The organism is Pseudochrobactrum sp. AO18b (assembly GCF_000409565.1).
Lineage (GTDB): Bacteria > Pseudomonadota > Alphaproteobacteria > Rhizobiales > Rhizobiaceae > Pseudochrobactrum > Pseudochrobactrum saccharolyticum.
The window spans coordinates 1-2,237 of the sequence record NZ_ANNO01000385.1; the positions used below are offsets into that span (position 1 = coordinate 1).

Here is a 2,237-nt window from a genome sequence, read left to right on the forward strand (position 1 = left end):
CGGATCTTCAATCGTGGCAGGCATTTTCCATGGCTCGTGATCAGCGATTTTTTGCATGGTGGAGCGCAGAATTTTGCCGGAGCGGGTTTTGGGTAATTTGCTGACTGTCAGAACGGTACGCAGCGCGGCAACAGGCCCGATCTGATCGCGTACCCGTTCCACACATTCTGCTTCAATCTCACTATGGGCTTGCGTCACACCGGCCTTAAGCACGATGAAGCCGCAGGGGATTTGCCCTTTGAGCTTATCGGCAATGCCGATCACTGCACATTCTGCGACCTGTGGGTGACCGGCAATCACCTCTTCCATCGAACCAGTGGATAGGCGATGTCCCGCAACATTGATGATGTCATCAGTGCGGCTCATGATGAAAATATAGCCGTCTTCATCCATGTAACCGGCATCAGCGGATTTATAATAGCCTTTGAATTCATCAAGATAGGCTTCATGGAAGCGCTGGTCGGCCTGCCACAAAGTTGGCAGACAACCGGGCGGCATCGGCAGTTTGATAACAATATTGCCAAGCTCACCGGTTTTCGCCGGATGGCCTGCATCATCCAGCACCTGCACATCATAGCCGGGCATCGGCACGCAAGTTGAGCCGTGTTTGACCGGCAACATACCAAGGCCGCGCGGATTACCGGCAATCGGCCAGCCGGTTTCGGTTTGCCACCAATGGTCAATCACAGGGCGGTTGAGCATCTGCTCTGCCCATTCCAGCGTATTCGGATCTGCACGTTCTCCGGCGAGATAAAGTGCTTCAAGGCTGGAGAGATCATATTGATGCAGCAGCTTGCCTTCAGGGTCTTCTCGCTTAATCGCGCGCAGAGCGGTTGGTGCAGTGAACAGCACTTTCACCTTGTGCTCGGCAACCACCCGCCAGAATGTACCGGCATCGGGCGTGCCGACAGGTTTGCCTTCAAACAGCACTGTTGTAGCGCCGATCAGCAGCGGGGCATAGACAATATAGGAATGGCCGACGACCCAGCCGATATCTGATGCTGTCCAGAAAATATCCCCTGCCTGAATGCCATAAAGTGCGCCCATCGACCATGCGAGCGCAACCATATAGCCGCCATTATCGCGCACAACGCCCTTGGGCTTACCAGTGGTACCGGAAGTGTAGAGAATATAAAGCGGATCGGTGGCGGCAACGGATGCACAAGGCACATCACGTCCTGCGGCCTGTTCGCAAAGCTCTGTAAAGTCGTGATCGCGGCCTGTAATGAGGTCACACCGGCATTGTTCGCGCTGATGGATCAGACAATGCTTTACCTGATGTTTGGCTGTGGTGATCGCTTTGTCGAGCAGCGGTTTGTAGCTGACTGTCTTATTGGCTTCCAGCCCGCAGGAGCTGGCAATAATCAGGGCAGGGGTGGCATCATCAATACGTGCTGCCAACTCGTCAGCGGAAAAGCCTCCAAAGACTACAGAATGAATTGCACCAAGGCGGGCACAGGCCATCATGGCAAATAATGCCTGCGGCACCATCGGCATATAAATTAGCACCCGATCGCCTTTTTGAATGCCGAAATCCTGCATCACGGCGCTGAGCCGCATCACCTGTTCCAGAGTCTCGCTATAGGTGAAACGAGCCTTCTGGCCGCTGACAGGACTGTCATAGAGAATAGCGGGAACATCACCGCGACCGGCCTCGATATGACGGTCGAGCATGTTGTAGCAGGTGTTGCATTCAGCGCCTGCAAACCACCGTCCGTAAGGGCCTTGTTCAGGGTCAAAGATTTTTGTCTCTGGTTTATACCAGTCGATAAGTGCGGATGCTTTGCCCCAGAAAGTTTGGGGATCATTTTTCCATGCCTGATAAATTTCGGGATAAGCCGAAGTCATGTATTCCTCCCATTGCAATGCAAGCTGTGCTTGCACCTCTCAGGCGCAGAATAACTTTCACCGGATCTTTGTGCGGTTTTGAAAAATATAAACTACGCCATTCTCCTCAGCCGATATTAATCCACACTGTTAAAGTGACGTCCATTCGACTAAAGAGGGGGCAAGATACAAGTCAGGCCGCAATAATATTCAGAGGATGCGCAATGGCAAAGATTGCACCGGTTTTATTGCTGATCCTGATGGGATTGCATCTGCTGAAGCCATTGGGATTGCCGGGACTGAAGCGGCGCAGTGATTTCTGGAAAATCGCCGTTGCGGCCATTGCGGTGATGATGATTACAGTCTTGCTGCAGGCTCATACCGGTTATTAAAGGTCCGATATAAAAAAA

The 2,237-nt window shown here is 52.5% G+C and carries 2 protein-coding genes; one reads left to right on the forward strand and one right to left on the reverse strand.

What is annotated here, in order from left to right:
- Nucleotides 1–1,848: propionyl-CoA synthetase (locus tag A918_RS0114500; protein ID WP_022711756.1), on the reverse strand; the 1,848-nt coding region annotated here is incomplete at its 3' end.
- A gap of 203 nt (nt 1,849–2,051) precedes the next feature.
- Here A918_RS0114500 and A918_RS22095 point away from each other — a divergent pair.
- On the forward strand, nt 2,052–2,219 hold the full coding sequence (locus tag A918_RS22095) for a hypothetical protein (RefSeq protein WP_022711757.1): 168 nt from the start codon (nt 2,052–2,054) through the stop codon (nt 2,217–2,219).
- Nucleotides 2,220–2,237 lie beyond the last annotated feature (18 nt).